At 73.3% G+C, this 20,805-nt stretch carries 18 protein-coding genes; 6 read left to right on the plus strand and 12 right to left on the minus strand.

Annotated features, from left to right (window positions below; genetic code table 11):
- Window positions 1-34: 34 nt before the first annotated feature.
- Both ACF1AG_RS20805 and ACF1AG_RS20810 read left to right on the plus strand, forming a co-directional pair.
- A complete protein-coding gene (locus tag ACF1AG_RS20805; RefSeq protein ID WP_391810172.1) occupies window positions 35-655 on the plus strand; it encodes a LysE/ArgO family amino acid transporter in 621 nt (206 codons plus the stop codon).
- 71 nt (window positions 656-726) lie between these two features.
- On the plus strand, window positions 727-2,025 hold the full coding sequence (locus ACF1AG_RS20810) for an MFS transporter (protein ID WP_387796924.1): 1,299 nt from the start codon (window positions 727-729) through the stop codon (window positions 2,023-2,025).
- A gap of 31 nt (window positions 2,026-2,056) precedes the next feature.
- Here the strand turns inward: ACF1AG_RS20810 and ACF1AG_RS20815 are convergent, their stop codons facing one another.
- Window positions 2,057-2,512: a cyclic nucleotide-binding domain-containing protein gene (locus tag ACF1AG_RS20815; protein ID WP_359601456.1), complete on the minus strand. Its 456-nt coding sequence runs from the start codon at window positions 2,510-2,512 to the stop codon at window positions 2,057-2,059.
- Between the two features lie 369 nt (window positions 2,513-2,881).
- Window positions 2,882-3,112, minus strand: a complete 231-nt coding sequence (locus ACF1AG_RS20820; RefSeq protein WP_391810173.1) for a hypothetical protein — start codon at window positions 3,110-3,112, stop codon at window positions 2,882-2,884.
- Window positions 3,113-3,255: 143 nt separating this feature from the next.
- On the opposite strand from ACF1AG_RS20820, the gene ACF1AG_RS20825 reads away from it, so the two are divergent.
- The 4 genes from ACF1AG_RS20825 (at window position 3,256) to ACF1AG_RS20840 (ending at window position 5,504) form a co-directional block, all read left to right on the plus strand.
- Window positions 3,256-3,699, plus strand: a complete 444-nt coding sequence (locus tag ACF1AG_RS20825) for an ATP-binding protein (protein WP_359601454.1) — start codon at window positions 3,256-3,258, stop codon at window positions 3,697-3,699.
- A gap of 219 nt (window positions 3,700-3,918) precedes the next feature.
- The gene (locus ACF1AG_RS20830; protein WP_033276401.1) at window positions 3,919-4,773 is read left to right on the plus strand and encodes a SigB/SigF/SigG family RNA polymerase sigma factor; all 855 of its coding nucleotides are present in this window, start codon (window positions 3,919-3,921) and stop codon (window positions 4,771-4,773) included.
- 49 nt (window positions 4,774-4,822) lie between these two features.
- Entirely contained in the window at window positions 4,823-5,044 is a 222-nt protein-coding gene (locus ACF1AG_RS20835; RefSeq protein ID WP_359601453.1) for a DUF5133 domain-containing protein, read from the plus strand.
- 28 nt (window positions 5,045-5,072) lie between these two features.
- Window positions 5,073-5,504, plus strand: coding sequence for a hypothetical protein (locus ACF1AG_RS20840; RefSeq protein ID WP_359601452.1), 432 nt, complete (start codon window positions 5,073-5,075; stop codon window positions 5,502-5,504).
- 403 nt (window positions 5,505-5,907) lie between these two features.
- Here the strand turns inward: ACF1AG_RS20840 and ACF1AG_RS20845 are convergent, their stop codons facing one another.
- The 10 genes from ACF1AG_RS20845 to ACF1AG_RS20890 form a co-directional block, all read right to left on the minus strand.
- A complete protein-coding gene (locus tag ACF1AG_RS20845) occupies window positions 5,908-8,139 on the minus strand; it encodes an FUSC family protein (protein WP_391810174.1) in 2,232 nt (743 codons plus the stop codon).
- Between the two features lie 61 nt (window positions 8,140-8,200).
- On the minus strand, window positions 8,201-9,574 hold the full coding sequence (locus tag ACF1AG_RS20850; RefSeq protein ID WP_359601482.1) for an NAD(P)/FAD-dependent oxidoreductase: 1,374 nt from the start codon (window positions 9,572-9,574) through the stop codon (window positions 8,201-8,203).
- A gap of 130 nt (window positions 9,575-9,704) precedes the next feature.
- Complete coding sequence (locus ACF1AG_RS20855; RefSeq protein ID WP_359601451.1) at window positions 9,705-11,426, minus strand: GAF domain-containing SpoIIE family protein phosphatase; 1,722 nt, start codon at window positions 11,424-11,426, stop codon at window positions 9,705-9,707.
- A complete protein-coding gene (locus ACF1AG_RS20860) occupies window positions 11,423-12,490 on the minus strand; it encodes a SpoIIE family protein phosphatase (protein ID WP_391810175.1) in 1,068 nt (355 codons plus the stop codon). The genes ACF1AG_RS20855 and ACF1AG_RS20860 overlap by 4 nt, the downstream gene beginning before the upstream one ends.
- Window positions 12,490-12,933 carry an anti-sigma regulatory factor gene (locus ACF1AG_RS20865; RefSeq protein ID WP_359601449.1) on the minus strand — a complete coding sequence of 148 codons (444 nt, stop codon included), beginning with the start codon at window positions 12,931-12,933 and terminating at the stop codon, window positions 12,490-12,492. The genes ACF1AG_RS20860 and ACF1AG_RS20865 overlap by 1 nt, the downstream gene beginning before the upstream one ends.
- The gene (locus ACF1AG_RS20870) at window positions 12,933-13,346 is read right to left on the minus strand and encodes an STAS domain-containing protein (RefSeq protein ID WP_190003944.1); all 414 of its coding nucleotides are present in this window, start codon (window positions 13,344-13,346) and stop codon (window positions 12,933-12,935) included. Before ACF1AG_RS20870 ends, ACF1AG_RS20865 begins: the two co-directional genes overlap by 1 nt.
- A complete protein-coding gene (locus ACF1AG_RS20875; RefSeq protein WP_359601448.1) occupies window positions 13,343-14,242 on the minus strand; it encodes an STAS domain-containing protein in 900 nt (299 codons plus the stop codon). The genes ACF1AG_RS20870 and ACF1AG_RS20875 overlap by 4 nt, the downstream gene beginning before the upstream one ends.
- A gap of 73 nt (window positions 14,243-14,315) precedes the next feature.
- Entirely contained in the window at window positions 14,316-14,708 is a 393-nt protein-coding gene (locus ACF1AG_RS20880; protein ID WP_359601447.1) for an STAS domain-containing protein, read from the minus strand.
- Window positions 14,709-14,810: 102 nt separating this feature from the next.
- Window positions 14,811-17,183: a SpoIIE family protein phosphatase gene (locus ACF1AG_RS20885; protein ID WP_359601481.1), complete on the minus strand. Its 2,373-nt coding sequence runs from the start codon at window positions 17,181-17,183 to the stop codon at window positions 14,811-14,813.
- A gap of 47 nt (window positions 17,184-17,230) precedes the next feature.
- On the minus strand, window positions 17,231-20,805 hold a 3,575-nt coding region (locus ACF1AG_RS20890; protein ID WP_391810176.1), incomplete at its 5' end, for a HAMP domain-containing protein.

Below are 20,805 nucleotides of genomic sequence, written 5' to 3' on the forward strand. Positions count from 1 at the left end.
ACTGAACCACTCCGTCCGGCCTACCGTCGACGCCATGACCAGCGCTTTCGCCCCCGCCTTCGCCGGTTTCGGCACCGGACTGTCCCTCATAGTCGCCATCGGCGCGCAGAACGCCTTCGTGCTGCGCCAGGGGATCCGCAGGGACGCCGTGCTCGCCGTCGTCGGGATCTGCGCCCTCTCCGACGCCGTCCTCATCGCGCTCGGCGTCGGCGGCGTCGGGGCGGTCGTGGTGGCCTGGCCCTCGGCGCTGACGGTGGTGGGCTGGATCGGCGGCGTCTTCCTCCTCTGCTACGGCGCCCTGGCCGCGCGCAGGGTGGTCCGTCCGGCACCCAGGGGCCTCGAGGCGGAGGGCGGGGAGGTGGACGGGTCACGGCGCCGGGCCGTGCTCACCTGTCTCGCTCTGACCTGGCTCAACCCGCACGTCTACCTGGACACGGTGTTCCTCGTCGGCTCGGTCGCCGCCGACCACGGGACCGAACGCTGGACGTTCGGCGTCGGGGCCGTGCTGGCCAGCCTCTGCTGGTTCGCCGCGCTCGGCTTCGGCGCGCGGCTGCTCGGCCGGTTCCTGGCCCGCCCGGCCGCCTGGCGGGTGCTGGACGCCCTGGTGGCCACCACCATGATCGTCCTCGGTGCGACGCTCCTCGCGGGAGCCTGAGGACACGCCGCACGGGCGGCCTGCCATAGTGAGTCCCGGCCAAGTGGATGTAAGCACCAACCAGGACGGTCGTGGACACCAGCGAGAGCAGTACCGAACCCCGGACACCGAAGGCGGAACAGGAGGACGGCCCACCGCGCGGATGGCGCCGGTTCGCCATGGACACCCGTCCACTGCGCCGCCCCGCCTACCGCCGGCTGTGGGCCTCCACCGTGGTCACCGCGGTCGGCAGCCAGCTCACCGCCGTCGCGGTGCCCAAGCAGATCTACGACATCACCGGCTCCTCCGCCTGGGTCGGCGCCGCGAGCCTCGCCGGACTGCTGCCGCTGATCGTGTTCGCCCTGTGGGGCGGCGCGATCGCCGACAGCATGGACCGCCGCAAACTGCTGCTGCTCACCAACACCGGCATCGCGGTCACCTCGCTGCTGTTCTGGGTCCAGGCCTTCGCCGGCCTGGAGTCCGTCTGGACGCTGATGCTGCTGCTCGCGCTCCAGCAGGCCTTCTGGGGACTGAACGCGCCCGCCCGCAGCGCCTCCATCGCCCGACTGGTCCCCGCGGACGAACTGCCCGCCGCCAACGCGCTCGGCTCCACCGTGATGCAGACCGGCCAGATCGCCGGGCCGCTCCTCGCCGGCGCCCTCATCCCCGTGATCGGGCTGGCCGAGCTGTACCTGATCGACGCCCTCGCGCTGTGCGTCACCGTCTGGGCGGTGTACCGCCTGCCCGCTCTGCCGCCGCTCACCGCCGCCAAGGCCGGGAGCGCCGGGCTGCGCGGCGTCCTGGAGGGTTTCCGCTACATCTCGGGGCACGCGGTCCTGCTGCTGTCGTTCCTCGCCGACATCGTCGCCATGGTCCTCGGCATGCCCAGGGCGCTCTTCCCGCAGCTCGCCTCCGAGACGTACGCCCCGTACGGGGAGGGCTTCGCGCTGGGGCTGCTGTTCGCCGCGATCCCGCTCGGCGCGGTGCTGGGCGGGCTCTTCTCCGGCACGTTCTCCCGGGCGCGGCGGCACGGCTGGATGGTGATCGGCTCGGTCGTGGTGTGGGGGCTGGCCGTCGCGGGGTCCGGGCTCAGCGGCAGCTTGTGGCTCGCGGTCGCCTTCCTCGCCCTCGCCGGGGTCGCGGACATGGTGTCCATGGTGTTCCGCGGGGCGATCCTGCTGTCCGCCGCGACCGACGAGATGCGCGGCCGCATGCAGGGCGTCTTCACCGTCGTCGTGGCCGGCGGCCCTCGTCTCGCGGACGTGCTGCACGGCACCGCCGGGTCCGCCTTCGGCCCTCGTACGGCCGTCACGGGCGGCGGGATCCTCGTGGCCGTGGTGATGCTGGCCCTGGCCGCCGCCATGCCGGCACTGCGCCGCTACCGGGTCTGACCGCGTTCCGCAACACGGAGCCCGCGTCGTTCTACAGCACGAAGCCGCGTCGCATCGCGTACTGCTCCATCAGCTGGCCGCGGGTCATCTCCAGCCGGTGCGCGAGCACCTCGGCGACACAGCGGACCAGTGACAGCCCGAGGGCGGTGTCCGCCTCGCACACCTTCAGCACGGTCGCCGCGTCGAACTCGTAGGCCCGGACCGGGGTGAACGCCAGCCCTCCGAAGTCCCACTCGTACGGGGGGAACAGCCAGGACCAGCCCAGCAGGTCGCCCGCGCCGAGCCCGGCGACGGTGATCCGCTGCACCTCGTTCAGCCGCTGGTCCAGGGAGACGGCGCCGGAGCGTATGACCCAGAAGCGGTCGGCGTGCCCTCCGGATTCGAAGATGCGGGTGTCCTCCGGGAAGTACACCTCACGGGCCAGCGTCATCATGCGCTCGCGCTGGTGGTGGGGGAGGGCGGTCAGGAGTTTGATCGCTTTGGTCATGGGACGGGGCTCCTCGCCGGGATGCGGTCCGGGTGCTTTCCCTCCCTACTCATTTCAGCCGCTGCCGCCGTTCGGGGCACCTCGGCGGAGGGATCCGGTCCGGAAACCTGCGGCCGGACCGTGTCACGGCATGAAAAAGCCCTGGCTGGACGGGGGAAGCCAGCCAGGGCCGTAAAGCGGTGGTGTCCGGAGGAGCCTGGTCGACTCCGTCACCACGTATGAGTGAACGATAAACCATTGACCAGAGGTTCGCGTAATCAGGGATCACGCGGCCGCCCGCACGGTCTCGATGCGACCACCCGCACGTGCTCTACGCGACGACCCGCACCGTCTCCAGGTCCGGATCCGTCGCGTCCACCTCGGCTCGCGTCAGCCGGGCGTCCCGTGCTTGCCCGGCGTCAGGATCTCGCCCAGTACCCGCAGCACCACCCCGTACGCCACCGTGCGGATCTCGGCGTCCCGTACCTCGGCGGAGTCCCCAGGACCCTCCCGGCCCAGCCGCTCGCCCCGGGCCCGCCAGGCCCGCTCCTCCTGGGCCGCGCAGGCCCGTGCCCGCTGGATGCGCCGCAGCAGTTCGTCCGAGTCCACCACATCGGTCATGCGACACGGGTACCCGCAGTGGACGAGCGACACGGGGCGGACGGGAAACGGCCCGGGAGGTTTGCCTGAACCGTGACAGGTGAGCCGAAAAGGGAGGTCCGAGGCAAAACCGCCCACTGCTGTCACCTGCCCAGGGAGGCCCCATGAGCGAGGAGCACCTCGTCGAACCCGTTGTCCGGCTGTCCGGCGACCGGCCTTCCGGGCAGCCCTGTCCGTCCCGGCCCGCCGACGTCCGCGAGGCCGTGCTGCGGGCGGTGGCCGAACGCTGTCTGGCCACCCGTACCCCCTGCGACGCCGAGGCGCTGGCCGACGCCCTGCTCGTCGCCTCCGAGCTCACCACCAACGCCATCCTGCACGGCGGGGGAGTCACCGGTTTCGAGGTCGACGTCGACGGCCCCGGCGTCCTGCTGTCCGTCAGCGACCGCAGCGACGCCCTCCCGGTCGCCGTGCCGCCCGTCGACGGCGAGGGCCGGCGCCGCCCCGGCGGCCACGGCTGGCCCATCGTGTGCCGGCTGGCCCGCGACGTCCAGGTGTCCGACCTGCCCTCCGGCGGCAAGCGCATCACCGCCCTCGTCCCCCTGATCTGAGGCGTCCCGGGCGCCCTCCCGGGCCCCGGCAAAGGTCCGCGGCAATTTCCGCGAAGAAGTGGAGTTTGTTCTACCGGGCCGGGGGCAATCGGAGGTTCGTGCTTCGGACCGGAGGCGCGCCGGCGGGAGTGGTACGACCGCACCGGGACCCCTCCGTGCGGTCCCGCGACGACCACCCCGCGGTAGATCCCTGAAACCACCGTTCGGGAGCTGAACCGCATGCTCATTGACACGTCCGCACCACGTCCCGGCTCCTCCGGAACGACCCCCGCCGCGACCCGCCGGCGGCACGACGACGCCCCCGACACCACGACGCTCTTCTCCCGGCTTGCGACCCTCGAGGACGGACCCGAGCGGGAAGCCGTCCGGGACGAGCTCGTCACCGCCTGGCTGCCCATGGCCCACCGGATCGCCGGCCGCTTCCGCGACCGCGGCGAGTCCATCGAGGACCTGCGCCAGGTCGCGGCCCTCGGTCTGGTCAAGGCCATCGACCGGTTCGACCCGAGCCGCGGGGCCTTCGAGAGCTACGCAGTCCCCACCATCACCGGCGAGGTCAAGCGCCACTTCCGGGACCGCATGTGGGCGCTGCGCGTGCCCCGCCGCATCCAGGAGCTGCGCAACAAGGTGCGCGTCGCCCGCCGCGAGCTCACCCAGAACCCCGGCAGCCCCGAACCGTCCGTGGCGGACATCGCCGCCCACACCGGGCTGACCGAGGAGGAGGTGTCCGCCGGCATGGAGGCGCTGGAGAGCTTCAGCACCCTGTCCCTGGACGCGGAACTCTCCACCGACGACGACGGCTACAGCCTCGCCGACACCCTCGGCGCCTCCGACTCCTCCTACGACGTGGTGGTCGACCGCGAGTCGGCCAAGGAGGGCCTGCGGCGTCTGCCGGAGCGGGAGCGCGCCATCCTGTACATGCGCTTCTTCGAGGACATGACCCAGAGCCGGATCGCCGACCGGCTGGGCATCTCCCAGATGCACGTCTCCCGCCTGATCAGCCGCAGCTGCGCCCGCGTGCGCGCCGACGTGCTGGGGCAGCGCGCCGCCCGCGGCGGAGGCCGGCCCACCGCCTGACCCTCTCCACCCCCCACCGTCCGCACCGTTCGCCGAGAAAGCGAGTCCCATGCTCAAGCCCCACCCCACCGTGCTGCGCCGTCTGATCGAGGAGTACGAGACCCTGACGGCGGCCCCGGCCACGGCTCCCGAGTCGCGGATCGCCGACCTGGCCTACACCCTGTGCGTGTCGACCGGTACTCGGGACGTGGGCATGGCGCTTGCCACGGCGCGCGCCTGGCTGACACCGGACGGACGTGACACCGCCGCGGCGGCGCCTGCCGCCGTGTGACCCGACGCAGGAAGGGAACCCGAGGCCCATGAGCGAATCCGAGTTCACCCCGGAGAACCGCCCCGTGGACGTGTATCTCGACCTGCTGCGGGTGCGGATGGACACGGAGGACTACCGGCTTCTGCTCCGACTGGTGGAGCCGGTCCTCGAGGCCATCGACGAGCACCGCCTGTCGGGCCTCGACCTCGCGCTGGACGGCGGGGACGAGGAGCTCCCCCAGGAGGTCCGCGACGAGGCCGCCCTGGTCATCGCCACGGCGGTCACCGGCCGTCTCGACAACGAGGTGGTCGAGCTCGACGTCGACGACGACAGCGGGCCGGTGCGGGTGGTGACCGACGCGGAGACCGCGTCGGACCCCTCGCGGCTGGGCGAGATCGCCGGCATGATCCGCGACCGCCACCGCCAGAACGAGGAGCTGCGAGGCATCGCCGAGGCCAGCGGCCTCCCCACAGACTTCTGAACCACCTCCCTCCCCCTCACCGCCGGGGCCCTGATCCACGGATCAGGGCCCCGGCGCCCGTACAGGGGCGGCGGGGAACTGCGCGAACGGCCTCCACGCCGCCGCGCCCGTTCCTACGGGTGCGGCTGTGCTGAGGGCCGCCGGAGGCCCAGCCCAGCCCTCCAGGGGCGGCGGGGAACTGCGCGAACGACCCCCACGCCGCCGCGCCCGCTCCTGTAGGTGCGGCTGTGCTGAGGGCCGCCCGAGGCCCAGCCCTCCCCTCCAGGGGGCGCGGGGAACTGCGCGAACGGCTCCCACGCCGCCGCACCCGCCCGCTACGGCGAGTCCCGAGCTCGCGGGGCGGGACCGCGACCGCCGCAACACGTGTTGCACACCCTCGGCACCGCGGCCGACGACGGTGCGCTCAGTGGTCCGGTGCCTTCACCGGGACGTCCAGCGGGCGGGCCAGACCCATCACCGCCTCGTCCAGGCGCTCCAGATGGCGGAGCACCCGCCCGGTGATGCGGCCGTAGCGGGACGCGTCGTCGTCGGCGAGGAGCGATGCGATGCTCGGACCCGTCTCGACGGGGGCCGTGACCTCGTCGTCGGCCACGCGGGCGGCGATCGTGCGGATGTTGCGGACCGTGCGGCCCGCCGCGCCCCGCAGGCGGGGGTCCGCCGCGATGGACGGGTGGGTCGGCAGCAGCTCGGCCGTCGCGGCCAGCGAGCGCGCGTGGTACGCGCAGGTCTCCAGCAGGGCCACCACGTACCGCGCCGTGGTGCGCCGGGTCCGCAGCGGGGTGACCGGGTGGGTCAGCGGCTTGGTGGCCGACCGCAGGTCGCCCAGCGCCTGGTCCAGCTCCCGCGCCTTGTCGAGCAGTTCCTCCGCGGGCCCGCCGCTGAGCTGCGTCACGGCGGCGTCGCTGACGTCCGACAGCCGCTCCAGGACCGTCACCAGCAACTCGTTGGTGCGCCGGTCCGTCCGCACCGGCAGCACCAGCGCCGCCGCCACCACCCCGCACAACGCGCCCAGCGCCGTCTCCTCCACCCGCAGCACCAGCACCTCCCAGCTGTAGGTGTGCAGCAGCGTGTACAACAGCCCCAGCATCGCCGTGACGAAGAACGACATCAGGGTGTACGACAACGGCGCCGTGTAGAACATGGCGAAGATCAGCAGCAGCACCAGCACGAACGCCACCACGGTGTTCCCGCCGACCAGACCGGCCAGCAGGATCCCGGCCACCACGCCGAACACCGTGCCGAGGAGCCGCCGGTAGCCCTTCACCAGGATCTCCCCGGTGGATGCGGTGTTGATGAAGACGATCCAGCAGGTCAGCACCGCCCAGTACCAGCGGTCCGTGGACAGCAGCTCCCCGCCGACGATGGCCAGCGTGGAGCCGACGGACACCTGCACGGCCGCCCGCGTGGTGGGCCGCTGCAGCCCCTTCGGCTCGTCGGCCTCCTCCGCCTCCTCGGCGTCGATCGCGGCGTCCTCGGCGTCCAGCTCCTCCCGGGACCTGGCCGTCGCCGGACTGTCGTCCGACTCGTCCTGCGGCCCGTCCAGGGCGATCCGCAGCCCCATCACCGCGCGGGCCGCCTCCCCGATGCCGCGGAACACGTCCCGTACCGGCGCGGAGGCGGCCGGGATGTTCTCCTCGTCCCGGTAGCCGAGCAGCCGGTTCCGCAGCTGGGCCACGCCCGCCCCCGCCGTCCCGGTCCGCAGCACCAGCGCGCGCAGCGCCCGCAGGTCACGGCGCAGCAGCGCGGTCCCCTCCTCGGGGCCCGGCAGCCGCCCCACCTCCGGCGCGGGGGCACCCGGCAGATGCAGCGTCAGGGTGTCCGCACGCTCCGCGCTGCGCGCGGACAGCAGCAGCAGCCCCAGCCGCTCGGAGGCGATCTCCGCGTCGGCGACGCGCCGCTGCACCAGCCGCGCGGTCGGCTCGTCGGGGGTGCCCTCCTCCAGCCGGCTCTGGATCATCAGCGCCGTCTCGTGCAGCCGGGCGGTCCGCTCGCGCAACTCCTCCAGCGCCTTGTCGGCCTCCTCGGGCTCCGCGTCCAGCAGCGCGATCTGCGCCGACACCAGCCGCGCCAGCCGTACCCGGAACGCCTGCCGCAGCCGCACCAGCAGCCCGGTCGGCGTCACCGGCACGACGGCGAACCGCACCACGGCGCTGCTCGCGAAGCCGACCGCCATGACCGCCCACAGGGCGGGAAGCTGTTCGGGCGTCGCGCCCACGAACAGCGACACGAAGTACATCTGGAAGCCGACCAGCCCCAGCGTCGTCCCGCGGTCGCCGAACCGGCGGCCGTACACCGCGCAGAAGATCAGGGCGACGGCGAAGACGTCGCCCACCACCACCCGCTGGCTGAGCAGCGCGCCCAGCGAAACCGACACCAGCGTCACCGGCAGCCCCAGCGCCAGCGTGACCGCCTGCGCCCCGCGCCGCCGCTCCCGGATCGAGAACGTGGCGGCCATCGACGTCATCGCGCCCGCCACGAGATGGGTGATGTCCGCGCCGGACGGGCCGAGCACGGCCAGGGTGAGGGCGATGGCCCCCACCGTGCGCAGCCCGGCGGTCAGCCGCAGCAGCCCGGGGTCGGACGCCGCCAGGTGGTCGCGCAGCCGTGTGCCCGACCGGCGTCCCGCCGCCTTCACGCCCGCGCACACTCCCCCGTCGTCACCGCTCCGTCCCTCGCCCCGGCCTCGTCGCGCCGGGTCACCGAGCCGCCCGGCCCGCTTCCTCGACGTGCGCCCGCACCTGCTCCGGTGTCAGGTAGGCGTCCAGGTACTCGAAGTCGCGCAGGCTGCCCGGCCGGTGCACCTGGAAACCGGTGCGCACGAAGTCGTCGCCGGCGACCGCGTTCAGCAGCCAGTTGGTCATCACCCGGGTCTTGGCGACCCCGGTGCGCAGCGCCGACCAGTGGTAACCGCGGGCCACCACCTGGGCGGGCAGCCCGTGCAGCTCGTAGCCGAGCGGCTTGGACACCGCGTCGGTGCCGCCGAGGTCCACCACGAGCCCCAGGTCCTGGTGCATGTACGGCCGGGTCGACCGGCCCCGCAGGACGGCGATGACGTTCTCCGCGACGTGCCGGCCCTGCCGCAGCGCGTGCTGCGCGGTCGGCGGGCACACCGCGTCGTCACCCTTGGCCAGGTCCGGCACCGCGGCCGAGTCACCGAGCGCGAACACCCCGTCGTACCCCGGCAGCCGCATGTCCGCGTTCACCGCGAGCCGGCCCCGTACGGTCTCCGCGTCGAGCGTGCCGATCAGCGGGCTGGCCACCACCCCGGCGGTCCAGATCAGCGTGCGGGTGGGCACCACCCGGCCGTCGGTGAAGGTGACCTCCTCGGCGCCCGCCTTGGCGATGGACACGCCCAGCGAGATCTCGATGCCGCGCCGGGTGAGGATCTCGTGGGCGCTGCGGCCCAGCTTCTCGCCCAGCTCGGGCATCAGCTTGGGCGCGATGTCGATCAGATGCCACTTGATCAGGCCCGGGTCGAGGCGCGGGTAGCGCTTGACGGCGGCGTGCGTCAGCCGCTGCAGGCAGGCCGCGGTCTCGGTGCCCGCGTAACCGCCGCCGACCACCACGAACTGCAGCCGCGAGGCGCGTACCGCCGGGTCGGTGCAGGCGTCCGCCAGGTCCAGCTGGGAGATCACGTGGTCGCGCAGGTAGGCGGCCTCGGCCAGCGACTTCAGCCCGAAGGCGTGGTCGGTGAGGCCCGGGATGTCGAAGGTCCGGGTGACGCTGCCGGGCGCGAGCACGATGTAGTCGTACGGCTCGTCGACGGTGTCCCCGGCGATGGTCCGGATGACACACACCTTGGCCCGCAGGTCCACGCCGATCGCGCCGCCCGGGATGATCCGGGTCCGGTACTTCTCGCTGCGCCGCAGGGAGAGCGCGATCGACTGGGGGGTCAGCACCCCGGAGGCGACCTGGGGGAGCAGCGGAAGGTACAGCTGGTAGGACATCGGCGTCACCAGCGTCAGCTCCGCCTCGCCCGGGGTGAGCCTGCGCTCGAGCCGCCGCACGCACTCCACACCGGCGAAACCGGCGCCCACCACGAGGATCCTGGGTCGTGTCACGATGTCCATCCCTTCGTGCGGCTTCAGGCGGTCCGCCTCGAACGTCGATGCCTGACGCGTGCCCCTGTTCAGCACCACGATGCCCGCCCCGGCCCTCTACCGCACCGGGAACGGTCGGGGCGGGGGACCCGGCGCGGCCTCAGCCGCGCAGGTGGCAGAGCAGCAGACACACGTCGTCGTCGCGCTCGGAGTCGCTGAGAAGGGGCCGCAGAACGCGGTCCGCCGCGTCCTCCAGGTCGGTGTCCAGTTCCGCGCGGTCGAACGAGGCGAGGGCCGAGCCGAGCCGCTCGATGCCCGGGTCGATGCCCCGGGAGCGCCGCTCCACCAGGCCGTCGGTGTAGAGGGCCAGCGTCGAGCCGGGCGCCAGCCGCTCCGTGTGGTCGGGGATGTCCTGGCTCAGCGGGATGCCCAGCATCGCGCCCGGCTTGGCGTCCAGCGTGCGCACCTCGCCGTCCGGCAGCCGCAGCACCGGCGGCGGATGGCCCGCCGCGGCCCAGGTGAGCGTCCGGTCGTCCGGGTGGAAACGGGCGATGACGGCCGTCGCGAACAGGTCCGGCTGGAGATGGCGCAGATAGCCGTGCAGCCGGGTGAGCAGCCTCCCGGGGCTGTCGCCGTCCACGGCGTAGGCGCGCAACGCGGTGCGCAGCTGGCTCATCATCACCGCCGCGTGCAGTCCGTGACCGGTCACGTCGCCGATCACGGTGACCAGGCTGCCGTCCCGCTGCCGGAACGCGTCGTACCAGTCGCCGCCGATGTTCAGGCCGTGCGTGGCGGGCAGGTAGCGCGCGGCCAGCCCCACGCCGGGGGCGGACGGCAGCTCCGTCAGCAGGGCGCGCTGCAGCGTCTCCGCGATGTCCCGGTTGTGTTCGAAGCGGCGCGCGTTGTCCAGGGCGATCCCGGCCCGCCGGGCCAGCTCGATCAGCATCACCGCGTCGTCCGGGTCCCACCGCTCGCCCTGCGGCGACAGCGTCAGCACGCCCAGCGGCGCCCGGCGCGGCGTGAGCAGCGGTACGCACAGCAGCGGCCGGTGGGGGGCCAGCGCCGACGGCGGCCGGTCCTCCACGCCGGGCAGGTTGCCGGGGTGGTCGGCGGCGTACTGCGGGCGCCCGGTGCGGGCCGCCTGCACCGCCGCGCCCGGATGGTCGGCGGGCAGCGGCCGGCCGTCCTCGTGGTCGAACAGCCAGACGTCGACGCCGTCGGCGTACCGCGGCACCAGCAGCTCCGGCAGCCGGCGCAGGATCTCGTCGTGGTTCAGCGACGCGGTCAGCTCGGCGCTGGCGTCCGCGAGGAACGTGAGCCGCCGCCGCGCGTTCTCCGCCTCGGTGCGCGCCCGGCGCTCCGCGGCGAACGCCTCCCGTTGCGCCCTGCCCGCCGCGTCCAGCTCGGCGTGCAGCGCGAGGACGCCCTGGTTGGTCTGGTGCAGTTCCTCCCGGTGGAAGGCGACCAGACCCTCCTGCTCCGCCAGCTCCTCCAGCACCACCGAGGCGTCCTCGTCGGCCCCGAGCAGTCCCTCGGACAGCGCGGCCGTCTCCTCCGGCACCGGGCACGGATCGGACAGCCGGCCCGGCTCGGGGCAGGGCACGCCCGTCGTCCACGGGGCGCGCTCCCCGGTGGTGCCGTCCGGGGACGGGACGACCACCACGTGCAGCTCGCCGGGACCGCCGTCCGCGCCCCGGGTGCCCTCCACGGTGAGCAGCCAGGTGCCGCCCTTGGTGAGGCACTGCCGCAGCTGTCCGCTGAGGGACACGGCCAGCCGGGTCCGCTCCACGGTGAGCACCCCGCACGCGGCGGCCAGCCGCGCCACCGCGATCCGGGCGCGGGCCGCGTCGGTGACGGTCGCGATGCGCCAGGCACGCGTCATGAGGAAGCCTCCGGGACGTTGGCGAGCACGGCCACGGCGGTGTCGTCCCGCACCGGACGCGCCGCGCTTCCCGCGTCGCGAACCGCCACGGCCGCCGTCACGGCCGGGTCGGCCGGGGGCTCGCCGGTGTCCGCGGGCGGCGTCCAGCGCGACGACAGCCCGTCCGTGTGCAGGATCAGCAGGCTCCCGGGGGTCCAGTCCGCCTCGTCCTCGCGTACCGTGCGCGGCCGGTGCGCGCCGACGATCCCGGGCCGGGACAGCAGCGTCCGCCAGCGCCCGCCGTCCCGCAGCCGCGCGGTGACGTTGCCGATGCCCGCGAAGCGCAGCCGCCCGGTCCAGGTGTCGAGCTGGGCCGCGGCGACCGCCGCGCCGCGGGTCCCGGACAGCGCGGTGTGCAGCCGCTGGAGCAGCTCGGCGGGCGGCAGCCGGGCACAGTGGCGCAGCTCCTCGACGGCGGCGTCGGAGGCGCGGGCGGCCTCGACGCCGTGACCGAGACCGTCCGCCAGCATCAGCGTCACCCGGTCGCCGGACCGCACCCACGACCAAGCGTCGCCGGACTGCTCCGCGCCGGCGAACGGCACGTTGACGCCGCCCGCGTGCACGCCGGGGGAGCGCACCGGGTCCTCCCCGGGGGCGCGCCCGGCGGTGGCGGGGCCGACCCGGGCCACCGCGACCGTGCCCCGGCCCACCTCGCTGTGCAGGCCGAACGCGTCGGCGATCCGCCGGCACGTGCCGAGGCCCGCGCCGAGCGAGCCGCCGGTGCTGAACCCGTCCTCGAACGCGCCGGCCACGTCGGCGATGCCCGGCCCGTGGTCGAGGGCGGTGATCTGGACGGCCCGTCCCGGCCGCCCCTCCGGCAGCACGGCGGGGTCGACGACGTCGACGACCACCTCGCCGGCCTTCGCGTGCTTCACCAGGTTGGTCGCCAGTTCGGTGGCCACCAGCGCGCACGCCGCGCGGCGCTGTTCGTCCAGCCCGGCGCGGGCCGCGGCTGCCTCCGCCGCCACCCTGACGTCGCGCACCCGCGTCGCGTCGTGCACCGGCATGTGCCACACACGGGGCATCACCCACCCCCGCGCGGCCGGAGCGGCCGGGACACCCAGGAGGTCACCCGCACCGTGGTGCCGGCCCCCGGGGTGCTGTCCACCTCGAAGTCGTGCACCAGGCGCCGCGACCCGCCCAGCCCCATGCCCAGACCGTCGCCGGAGGTGTAGCCGTCGCTGAGGGCCCGGTCGAGATCCGGGATCCCGGGGCCTTCGTCGGAGAAGGTCAGCCGCAGTCCAGCCGTGCCGTCGGCGGCGGTGACCCGTGTCGTCTCCAGCACGCCGCCCCCGCCGTGCACCAGCGTGTTGCGGGCCAGCTCGCTGGCGGCCGTCACCAGCTTCGTCTGGTCAACGAGACCGAAGCCGACCCGGGTGGCGGCCTGCCGCACGTGCTGACGCACCCACGCGAGGTCCAGGTCCGACCGGATGGGCAGCCGCGCATCCACGTCCGCGGCGGTGTCCATCACGGTCTCCCCTCGCCGCCGGGCCGGTTCGCCACGACGGGCTGCGCCAGCATCGCCAGAGCCGCCTCCGTGTTCAGAGCCGTACGCAGCTCCGGGAACGTCAGCCCCAGCTCCACCAGTGTGATGGCCACCGCGGGCCGCATGCCCGCCACCACGGTCCGCGCGGCCAGCAGCTCCGTCTGCGCCGCCGTCTCGGCCAGCACCCGGCCGAGGAAGGAGTCGACGATCTCCACCCCGGAGATGTCGATCACCACCCCGGTGACCCGGCTGGCGACGATCGTCTCGGCCAGGTCCTGCTGTAGCTGGGACGCCATGCCGTCATGCAGGTCTCCCTGAAGGGTGACCAGCAGCACGTCACCGAGCCGCAGCACCGGCACATGGCCCGCGACCGGGCGGGCGAAGTGTTCGCTCACCGCCGGACCGCACCCTCGGCCGGGGCGTTCACGATGTTCGCGCCCAGCTCGTTGAGGCAGTACCCGAGCGCGTCGGCGAGGCTCGCGCGGGTCTTGACCGTGCCGAGGTCGAGGCCGAGGTGGACGATGGTCTGCGCGATCGCCGGGCGGATGCCGGAGACGACGCACTCGGCGCCCATCAGCCGGGCCGCGGCGACCGTCTTCATCAGGTGCTGCGCGACCAGTGAGTCGACCGTCGGCACACCGGTGATGTCGAGGATCGCGAAGCGGGCGTGCTGGTCGACCACCGCGTCCAGCAGCGTCTCCATCACCACCTGGCTGCGGGCGCTGTCCAGCGTCCCGATCAGCGGGACCGCCACGATCCCGTCCCAGAGTTTGATCACCGGTGTCGCCACCTCGAGCAGCTGCAGCCGCTGCCGGTCGATCAGTGCCTGGTTCTCGCTGAGCGCGGTCTGCATGGTGACCAGCCGCAGCGTGCCCATCAACACGCTCAGCGCGATGGCGCACTCCCGCCGCCGCTCGGGGTCCTCCTGCTCCAGATCGGCCACCAGGAGGTTCTCCACCGGCGGCAGCAGCGCGGCCAGCTCGCTGGAGACCTGGGTGGTGGAAAGACCCGCGCGGGAGCGGGCCGCCCCCATCCGGGCGAGCTGCTCGCGGACCCCGCTGAACCCCGCGGCGTCCGGGTCCTCGATCCGCTGTGCGTCGGCCACCTGGGCCAGCGCGTCCACGATCACCCGGCCCGCGTCCACCGCCTCGTCGCGCGAGACGGTGAACACCGTGCGGAACAGGGGCTCGTCCGCCCATCGCTGGGCTATCTGCTCCCGTCGTCGCCGCAGGAAGTCACCGACCTCTCCTGCGGGGGTCGAGTGGGTCGCGTCCGCTTCGTGCTCCGGCACCTGTCTGCTCTCCTCCTGATCGTCACAAAGCGCCCGGACCCGTGACGGGGCCGGGCGGGCGGGGCGGTCCCGCTCAGACCTCGGGCTCGGCCGGGGCCGTCCGGGGACGGTCGACGCGCTCCAGCGCCTCGTCGACGCTCTCCGACACGGGCACGGTGATGCTGACGCCCGTCAGATCGAGGATCCGGCGCACCGCGGGGGTGGGCGAGATGATGTGCACGCTCCCCGGCAGCTCCCGCGCCTCCTGGTAGACGCGCAGGATGATGTTCATGCCGGAGGAGTCCATGAACGGGACGGCCGACAGGTCCAGCAGGAAGTGCCGGCGACCGTGGTGCAGCTGGTTCGCCAGATGGTGCTGGAACTCGGTCGCCGTGTCGACGTCCAAGTAGCCCTCGACGGTCACGAGGGCCACGTCCTCACGAGGAAGTGTCACCTCGACGGACAACGGGTCCTGGGCAATGGGCACGAGTACCTCCAACAAGGTGATCAAGCTCTTCGTCGCGCAGCCGCGCGTACCCCCGAATCGCCCCCTCATGCCTGCCTGTACCGGATCGGCCGCCGGGGTGACCTAACCCACTCTGATCCCCACGATGCAGGTGTCGTCGTCGGTGTCCGACCGGCTGTACGTGAGCAGGCGGTCGAGCCGCTGGTCGAGCGTGCCCGGGACCTTGGCCGCGGTGGTGAGGAGGTGCGTCAGCGACTCCTCCACCGAGCGGTCCCGGCGTTCGATCAGCCCGTCCGTGTACATCAGCAGGTTGTCGTCCGCGGCGAGCTGCACCTCGCCCTCCTCGTAGCGCGCCTCGGGGACGGCGCCCAGCAGCAGGCCGCTCACCGGGGGCAGCGGGGACGCCTCGGAGCCGCGCACCAGCACCGGCGGAAGATGGCCCGCCCGCGCCCACCGAAGGGTGCGCGTGGCCGGGTCGTACAGGCCGCAGACCGCCGTGGCCGTGACCCCGCCGGTCAGATGGTGCGTCACCATGTTCAGCCACGACAGCAGCTGCCCGGGGCCCGCGCCGGTGACGGCCAGCCCGCGCAGCGCGTTGCGCAGCACGACCATGCTGGTCGCTGCCTCGATGCCGTGACCGGCGACGTCGCCCACGCACAGCAGCACCAGACGCGAGGGCAGCACCACCGCGTCGTACCAGTCGCCGCCCACCAGCTGCTCCGCCTCGGCGGGCCGGTAGCGCACGGCCACGTCCAGGTCGGGCATCTGCAGCGGCGCCTGCGTCGGTGGCATGATCGCCCGCTGGAGCTGCAGCGCCAGCCGGTCCCGCTCGCTGGCCTGCTGCTCGGTGTGCGCGAGCTGGTCGCGGGTCGCCGCCAGTGCCACCTCGGTCCAGTGCTGCGCCGAGATGTCCTGGTAGGCGCCCCGTAGGGTGAGCAGCCGCCCGTCGGTGTCCAGCACCGGCTCGGCGACCACCCGGATGTGCCGGGTCACGCCGTCCGGCCGCTGCAGCCGGAACGCGGCCGAGGCCGGGCGCCGGTGGTGCAGCAGCGTGCGCAGGAAACGGCCGATGGCCACCGCGTCGTCCGGGTGGGCGTGCGCCGGCAGGTCCTCCAGCGGCACCGGGGAACTGGTCTCCGGACGCCCGTACAGGTCGAACAGCTGATCGTTCCAGGTGATCTCTCCGGTCAGCAGGTTCTCCTCGAACCCGCCGATCCGGCCGAGCCGCTGCGCGTGCTGCAGCAGGCTCGCCAGCCGCGCCGTCTCGTCCTCGATCCGCCAGATGAACAGGATCCCCGCGCCGTGCCGGCTGACGCTGATGTCCGCGACCGCCGACAGGGGCACCTGGTCCACCAGCGCCGTCAGATGCATACGCCGGGCACGGAACGGCTCACCCGTGGCGTACACCCGCTCGATCCGCTGGAACAGCTCGCTCTCCCCGGCGGCCATCGGGTACGCCTCCAGCAGCAGAGCCCCGCCGACCATGCCACGCGGCCGGCCCGCCGGGTCCAGGAAGCGGCTGTTGACGTGCTGGATGCGGAAGTCGAGCAGGTTCCCCGACTCGTCGAGGTGCGGCACCAGCACCAGGGCCGGGTCGTACAGCCCGTCGGCCAGGTCCATCAGCTCCGCCGCGTCCGGCAGCACCCGCTGCGGGCGGGCGGGCCCGCCGGGCGCCGTGTACGTCTCCAGCGTGTGCGCGCACAGCTCCGCCAGGGCCTCCACCTGGCGCACGATCTGCGGCCGCTGCGGGGGCAGCGGAACGGGCCAGACGATCTCCAGCACGCCGTACACCCGCCCGCCGGTGCCGGCGGGCACGGCCGCACGGCCGCCGTCCGGATGGTGGTGCCGGCCCACGCTGGGCAGCCCCCGCTCGGCCAGCGACTCGATCCACAGCCCCTCGCGTTCGGCCAGACCGCACCGCGCGACCGTCGCCACGTCCGGCGGCACGTAGTACCAGCGCGCCGCCTCGGCGGGGGAGAAGCCCGCACTGCCGGCCAGGGTCAGCGATCCGTCCGCGCCGGCCGCCCAGATCGCCACGGCCACTGCGCCGAGCGGGCGCAGCGCCTGCTCCAGCAGCGACTCGGCCACCGCCTGGGTGTCGTCGGCGGCGAGCGCGCCGCTCTCCGCCGCCCGCAGCCGTACGGCCGCCGGGTCCGCCTCCGCCTCGCCGGCCGCCCGGGTGGCGGCCAGGAAGGCGTGCGTCACCTCGGACATCCGGTCCCGGGCGGCCTGGTTGATCACCTCGACGGCGAACTCCAGCTGGGTCGTCCCCGCCTGCTCGGTCAGCTCGGCGAGCTGCCGGGCCGCCTGCGCGGGACCGCACCCGAGGCGCTCCACGAGGATGCCCTTGGCGAGCTCGATCAGCGCCCGCCCCTCGGCCTCCGCCTGCGCGGCCCGCACCTCACGGCTCAGCCGGTTCACCGTCGCCGCGAGCCGGCCGACGGGGGAGTCCGTGGCCACCCCCGCCGGACCGGCCGGAGGACGCCGCAGCTCCATCTCCTCGGGCGTCGCCTCGCCCATGTGCTCCTGGTCCTCCTGGACGCTCATGCCGGCAGCCAGCGGCGGACGCAGGCGATCAGCTCACTGCTGTCGACCGGCTTGGTGACGTAGTCGCTGGCGCCCGACGCGAGGCTCTTCTCCCGGTCCCCGGGCATCGCCTTCGCGGTCACCGCGATGATCGGCAGGTCCGCGTACCGCGGCATCGAGCGGATCTCGGCCGTGGCGGCGTACCCGTCCAGCTCGGGCATCATCACGTCCATCAGGACCAGCGCCACGTCCGGGTTGTCCACCAGTCTCTCGATGCCCTTGCGGCCGTCCTCGGCGTGCAGCACCCGGAAACCGTGCAGCTCCAGGATGCCGCTGAGCGCGAAGAGGTTCCGCGCGTCGTCGTCGACGACCAGCACCGTCCGGCCCGCGAACGAGCCGTCCACCACGGCCTCCGGCGCGGTCCGCTGCGCCTCGTCCGGGCGCACGAGCGACAGCACGTCGCCGGGCTCCTCCGCCGACAGGTGCAGCGCGATCCGCTCCCGCAGCTCGTCCAGGCTGGACAGGAACTCCAGCGCCGTGCCCGAGGCGCGGTCCCGCAGGTTCGCCTCCACCCCGGCGTCGGCGCGGTGCCCGCTGTGCACCAGGACGGGCACGCTCGCCAGGGCGGAGTCGCCGCGCAGCGCCTCCAGGAAGCGGGTCACCTCCGCCTCCGCCATGCCCAGCTCCAGCACCACGCAGTGGCAGGGATCCGCGGCCAGCGCCCCGGCCGCCTCCTGGGCGCCGACGGCGGTGATGATGTCGACCGAGGGCCGGGATCCGCCGCCCGTGTGGGCGACGTCCTGCACCACGCTCTCCGCGACCAGCGTGAGCAGCCCACGGGGCCGCTCCTCCACCACCAGCAGGCGGCGCGGACGCTGCCCCTGCGGGGCGGGCGCCACCTCGATCGCGGGCGTCCGCGGGGACGCGGCCTCCGGCAGCTCCTGTCCGGCCGGCTCGCTCTCCACGGCGGCCGCGGGCCGGAGCTGCTGCTCGAAGTCGGGCCGGGCGACCGGCAGGAACAGCGTGAACGTCGAGCCCTGGCCCGCGACGCTGTCCACGGTGACCGCGCCGCCCAGCAGGTGCGCGATCTCCCGGGTGATGGAAAGACCCAGGCCCGTGCCGCCGTACTTGCGGCTGGTGGTGCCGTCGGCCTGCTGGAACGCGCCGAAGATCGACTCCAGGTGCTGCTCCGGGATGCCGACGCCGGTGTCGCGCACCCGGAAGGCGGCCACGGGACCGCCCCGCAGCACCTCCTGGGGCACCTCGTCGTCCGGGGCAGGCTCGATCCGAAGCTCCACCTGGCCGCGCTCGGTGAACTTCACCGCGTTGGACAGCAGGTTGCGCAGCACCTGACGCAGCCGCGAGTCGTCGGTGAGCAGGTCGGCGGGCGCGCCCGGCGCTGTGGTGATGGTGAAGTCCAGGCTCTTCTGCATGGTCATCGGCCGGAACGTCGCCTCGACGTACTCGACGAGACGGCGCAGCTCCACCCGCTCCGGGCTGACGTCCATCTTGCCCGCCTCGACCTTCGACAGGTCGAGGATGTCGTTGATCAGCTGCAGCAGGTCCGAGCCCGCCGAGTGGATGATCTGCGCGTACTCCACCTGCTTGGGGGAGAGGTTGCGCGAGGGGTTCTGGGCGAGCAACTGGGCCAGGATCAGCAGGCTGTTGAGCGGGGTGCGCAGCTCGTGGCTCATGTTCGCCAGGAACTCCGACTTGTACTTCGAGGCGAGCGACAGCTGCTGCGCCCGCGCCTCCAGTTCCTGCCGGGCCTGCTCGATCTGCAGGTTCTTCGCCTCGATGTCCCGGTTCTGCGAGGCCAGCAGCGCGGCCTTGTCCTCCAGCTCGGCGTTGGAGCGCTGCAGTTCCTCCTGCTGGGTCTGCAACTCCGCCGACCGCTCCTGGAGTTCGGCGGTGAGCCGCTGCGACTCCACCAGCAGCTCGTCGGTGCGGGCGTTCGCCACGATGGTGTTGACGTTGACGCCGATGGTCTCCATCAGCTGTTCCAGGAAGTCCTGGTGGGTCTGGGTGAACGGGGTCACCGACGCCAGCTCGATCACGCCGAGCACCTGGCCCTCGACCACGATCGGCAGCAGCACCAGGGCCGTCGGCACCACCTGGCCGAGCCCGGAGGAGATGGTCACGTAGTCCGGCGGCAGCTGGTCCACCAGGATGGTGCGCCGGCTGCGCGCGGCCTGCCCGACGAGGGTCTTGCCGAAGGCGATGCGCGTCGGCCGCCCGCTGTCGTCCGGGTAGCCGTAGGAGCCGACGAGCCGCAGCTCCGGGCCGCCCCGGCCGTCCTCCGCGAGGTAGAACGCCCCGTACTGGGCGGACACCAGCGGCACCAGCTCGTCCATGATCAGCTCCGCGACCACGGGCAGGTCGCGGTGGCCCTGCATCAACCCGGACACCCGGGCCAGGTTGGTCTTCAGCCAGTCCTGCTCCTGGTTGGCCCGGGTGGTCTCGCGCAGGGACTCCACCATCGCGTTGATGTTGTCCTTGAGCTCGGCGACCTCCCCGGACGCCTCCACGTTCACGGAGCGGGTCAGGTCGCCCTCGGCGACCGCGCTGGTCACCTCGGCGATCGCACGGACCTGCCGGGTGAGGTTCCCGGCCAGTTCGTTGACGTTCTCGGTGAGCCGCTTCCAGGTGCCGGAGACGCCCTCGACCTCCGCCTGCCCGCCGAGGCGTCCCTCCGTGCCGACCTCGCGGGCGACGCGGGTGACCTCCTGGGCGAAGGCGGAGAGCTGGTCGACCATCGTGTTGATGGTCGTCTTCAGCTCCAGGATCTCGCCGCGCGCGTCGACGTCGATCTTCTTCGACAGGTCGCCCTTCGCGACGGCGGTCGTCACCAGCGCGATGTTGCGCACCTGGCCGGTGAGGTTGTTGGCCATCGAGTTGACGTTGTCGGTGAGGTCCTTCCAGGTGCCGGCGACACCGGGCACGTGCGCCTGTCCGCCGAGGCGTCCTTCGGTGCCGACCTCGCGGGCGACGCGGGTGACCTCGTCGGCGAAGGCGGACAGCGTGTCCACCATCGTGTTGATGACGTCCGCGAGCGCCGCGACCTCGCCGGCCGCCTCGACGCGGATCCGCTGCGACAGGTCGCCCCGGCCCACGGCGGAGGCCACCTGGGCGATGGAGCGCACCTGGCTCGTCAGGTTGGACGCCATCACGTTGACGTTGTCGGTGAGGTCCTTCCAGGTGCCCGACACCCCCCGCACCTGGGCCTGTCCGCCGAGGCGTCCTTCGGTGCCGACCTCGCGGGCGACGCGGGTGACCTCGTCGGCGAAGGCGGAGAGCTGGTCGACCATCGTGTTGATGGTGTTCTTGAGTTCGAGGATCTCGCCGCGCGCGTCGACGGTGATCTTCTGCGAGAGATCGCCCTGCGCGACCGCCGTCGCCACCAGCGCGATGTTGCGCACCTGGCCGGTGAGGTTGCCGGCCATGAAGTTCACCGAGTCGGTCAGGTCACGCCATGTGCCCTTGACCCCCTGCACGTCGGCCTGTCCGCCGAGGCGTCCTTCGGTGCCGACCTCGCGGGCGACGCGGGTGACCTCGTCGGCGAAGGCGGAGAGCTGGTCGACCATCGTGTTGA

Source organism: Streptomyces sp. NPDC014764, assembly GCF_043082785.1.
Classification (GTDB): domain Bacteria; phylum Actinomycetota; class Actinomycetes; order Streptomycetales; family Streptomycetaceae; genus Streptomyces; species Streptomyces althioticus.